3 protein-coding genes are annotated in these 3,405 nt (G+C 67.9%); 1 reads left to right on the top strand and 2 read right to left on the bottom strand.

Annotated elements, in window-relative coordinates; translation table 11 throughout:
- Positions 1-300, bottom strand: a 300-nt coding sequence (locus ASC91_RS12785; RefSeq protein ID WP_268795258.1) for an FGGY family carbohydrate kinase, incomplete at its 3' end; no start/stop codon positions are given.
- The gene (locus ASC91_RS12780) at positions 300-1,532 is read right to left on the bottom strand and encodes an ROK family transcriptional regulator (protein WP_056197278.1); all 1,233 of its coding nucleotides are present in this window, start codon (positions 1,530-1,532) and stop codon (positions 300-302) included. The genes ASC91_RS12785 and ASC91_RS12780, both read right to left, overlap by 1 nt.
- A gap of 172 nt (positions 1,533-1,704) precedes the next feature.
- Here ASC91_RS12780 and ASC91_RS12775 point away from each other — a divergent pair, with 172 nt between their 5' ends.
- On the top strand, positions 1,705-3,228 hold the full coding sequence (locus ASC91_RS12775) for a tryptophan halogenase family protein (protein WP_056197277.1): 1,524 nt from the start codon (positions 1,705-1,707) through the stop codon (positions 3,226-3,228).
- Positions 3,229-3,405 lie beyond the last annotated feature (177 nt).

Below are 3,405 nucleotides of genomic sequence, written 5' to 3'. Positions count from 1 at the left end.
GTCGTTCCACAGGATGGCCGGGCGCAGCACGGCATCGTCAGCGCCCAGCAGCACCGCGCCGTGCATCTGGCCGGACAGGCCGATGCCGCGCACGGCGGCAAAGGCCATCGGATGGGCGGCGCGCAGCTTGGCAACGGCGGCCTCGGTGGCCTGCCACCAATCGCTCGGCGCCTGCTCCGACCACAGCGGCTCAGGCGCCGACAGCGTCAGCGCGCTGCCTGCCGTGCCGACGATGTGGCCTTCACCGTCAAGCAGCAGCAGCTTGACTTCGGAGGTGCCGAGATCGATGCCGAGGAACATCAAGCGGACTCCTCGCTGATGCTCTCGCCCACAGCCGTCACCGCGCCGGGCAGGGTAGGCCGGGTCAGGCGGTAGCGGGCCAGCGCGGCCGCGCCGACGGCGACGGCATTGGCGCCGAACAACGAGGTGCGCACGCTCGGCGGTGGCAGGCTGGCCGCTGCGGCGTAGTCGAGCAGCGTGTCCAGCGCTGGCTTCAGGAAGGGCTCGCCCAGTTCGACGACCGAACCGCCCAGCACGATGCAGGCGGGGTCGTAGGCGGTGGCCAGGTTCTGCAGCAGCACGCCGAGATAGCGGCCGGCGGAACTCACAGCCTTCAGCGTGTGCGCGTCCTCGTCGACGAGATGGGCGCGTACTTCGGCCAGCGAGCGCAGTGTCGTGCCATCCTCACTGCCGCCGAGCATGGCGCGCGTCGCGATCAATGCTTCGGCGCAGCCGCGTCGGCCGCAGGAGCAGCGTGGTCCATTGAGCTGCAGCACCATGTGGCCCACCTCACCGGCGAAACCGCGGCTGCCGGTCAGCAGACGGTCGCCGACGATGACGCCGGCGCCCAGGCCCTGGTTGATGGACACATACAGCAGCGGGTCCGACGTCGGCGCGGAGTTGAACTCCATTTCGCCCAGGGCCGCCACATCGGCTTCGTTCTGTATGAAGAGGGGTGCGCCAGCGAGCGAAGTGTCTTGCAGCTTTTCGCTGAGCAGGGCACCAAAGGGAATATCGCGCCAGCCCAGATTGGGCGCGAAGTGCAGCACGCCGCGCGCCTCGTTGACGCCACCGGGCAGGCCCACGCCGATGCCCAGGATCTGCTGGCCGGCATCCAGCTGCTTGCGCAGCTTGAGCAGCGCCGTGGCGAGGCTGGCGATGCAGGCCTTGGCTGTGCGGTTGGCGCTGTAGTGGGCGACGGTCCAGGCCAGCACCTCGCCGGTCAGCGAGGTGGCGACGACGCGCACGGATTCGATGCCGACCTCGGCGCCGAGCAGCACCAGCCGGGCGGGATCGATGAAGAGGGGGGTGGGGCGGCGGCCCAGGTCGCCGGTCGCGACGACCTCGCGTTCGGCCAGCCAGCCTTCAAGAATCAGTTCGCGCACCAGCAGGCTGACGGTGGACTTCGTCAAGCCGACGGCCACGGCCAGGTCGGCACGCGACAGCCCCGGATTGGCACAGAGATGTCGCACCAGCGCCATGCGATTGATGACCTTGAGCAGCTGTTGGCTGCTTGCGGCTTCGGCCTGCATTTGTCTCCTAGTCCTGCCCATGCTTTTGACGGGCTCGGTGCCATATTAGTTCGGCCGTCGTACGAAGTAAATACGGTAAAAGCCCCTAGCGCGACACAGCCCGACTCGCCGAAGATCGCGCCGCCCACCGGTCCTGTGGTGAGGCTCCATAAAAACTGGCCCAGAGACAGCCATGTCCGATCCCTCCATCCGCAAGATCGTCATCGTTGGCGGCGGCACCGCCGGCTGGATGGCGGCTGCGCCGCTGGCTCAACGCTTTGCGCAGGCCGGCCAGGGCGCCTGCGAGATCGTGCTGATCGAGTCGCCCGACATCGGCACGATCGGCGTCGGCGAGGCCACGCTGCCGCCCATCCGCGCCTACAACCAAACTTTGGGCCTGGACGGCGCCGAGTTCGTCAAGCGCACCCAGGGCAGCTTCAAGCTCGGCATCGAGTTCCGCGACTGGGGCCACGTCGGCCACCGCTTCTTCCATGGCTTCGGGGACTTCGGCCCGGCCATCGACGCGCGCGCGCCCTGGCAGCACTGGCTGCGCTTGCAGCGCCAGGTCGACGGGCTGCCCAGCTACGAGGACTGGTCAACGTCCACCGTCATGGCCAGGCGCAACCGCTTCACGCCCCCCGAGGGCGGGGCGCCGTCGGCGGCCAATGCCTATTCCTTCGCCTACCACTTCGACGCCGGCCTGTACGCCGCCTTTCTGCGCGAGTACGCGATGGCGCGCGGTGCCCAGCGCATTGAAGGGCTGATCGTCGATGTCGAGCTGCGTCCCGAGGACGGTTTCGTCGCCGCGGTCAAGCTCAAGGACGGCCGCCGCATTGATGGCGATCTCTTCGTCGACTGCTCGGGTTTCCGTGCGCTGCTGATCGGCGGCGCGATGCAATCGCCCTTCGAGGACTGGAGCGCGCTGCTGCCTTGCAACAGCGCCCAGGCCGTGCCGAGCGAACGTGTCGAGCCGCTGACGCCCTACACGATGTCGACCGCCAAGGCGGCGGGCTGGCAGTGGCGCATTCCGCTGCAGCACCGCACCGGCAATGGCCATGTCTATTGCAGCCAGTTCATCAGTGACGATGAAGCCGCCAGCACGCTGCTGGCCGGGCTGGACAGCAAGGCGCTGGACACGCCGCGCCAACTGCGCTTCACCACTGGCCGGCGCAAGCAGGGCTGGGTCAGGAACGTCGTCGCCATCGGCCTGGCTTCAGGCTTTCTGGAACCGCTGGAGTCGACCAGCATCCAGCTCATCATGGACGGCGTCGGTCGCCTCATCCAGTTCTTCCCGGACAGGCAGTTCAAGCCCCACCTGGCGGCCGAGTTCAACCGGCGCATGGCCCTGCAGTACGAGTCCATCCGCGACTTCATCGTGCTGCACTACAAGCTGACCGACCGACGCGACGCCGAGCTGTGGCGCTACTGCGCGGCCATGCCGATCCCGGACACGCTGGCCCACCAGATCGAGCTCTTTCGCAGCGCGGGCCGTGTCGCCATCCTCGACCCCGACGGCTTTGCCGAGCCGTCGTGGGTGTCGCTCTTCTTCGGCCTGGGCCTGCGGCCCGAGAGCTACGACCCCTTCGTCGACCACATCGACCCCGAGGCCCTGCTGCAGCACTTCGTGCGCCTGCGCCAGGCCATCACACACACCGTGGGCGGCATGCCCGAACACGGCGACTACGTCGCGCGCCACGTCAAGGCGCCTTCAGCCTAGGAGACCCGACAGACCAACCAAGCAAGAGGGGCCGGCGCACCCGCCGGCCGACCGGAGACAACAAGGAAGATTGATTCATCATGAAGTTCACTGACGGACAGTGGATGCATCAGCCGGGCGTGGCCGCACATTACGCGGCCGAGGCCTATGCGATCGAAGTCCACGAAGACCGCCTGG

The sequence above is a fragment of the Pelomonas sp. Root1237 genome, from assembly GCF_001425055.1.
Taxonomy (GTDB): Bacteria; Pseudomonadota; Gammaproteobacteria; order Burkholderiales; family Burkholderiaceae_C; genus Pelomonas.
Note: the sequence above shows the minus strand (reverse complement) of the source record. Positions and strands in the feature narration are given on the sequence as shown.

Excerpts from the sequence above, each read along its gene's own strand:
- ASC91_RS12775 (WP_056197277.1), top strand. The coding sequence starts at position 1,705 with ATGTCCGATCCCTCCATCCGCAAGATCGTCATCGTTGGCGGCGGCACC.
- ASC91_RS12780 (WP_056197278.1), bottom strand. The coding sequence starts at position 1,532 with ATGCAGGCCGAAGCCGCAAGCAGCCAACAGCTGCTCAAGGTCATCAAT.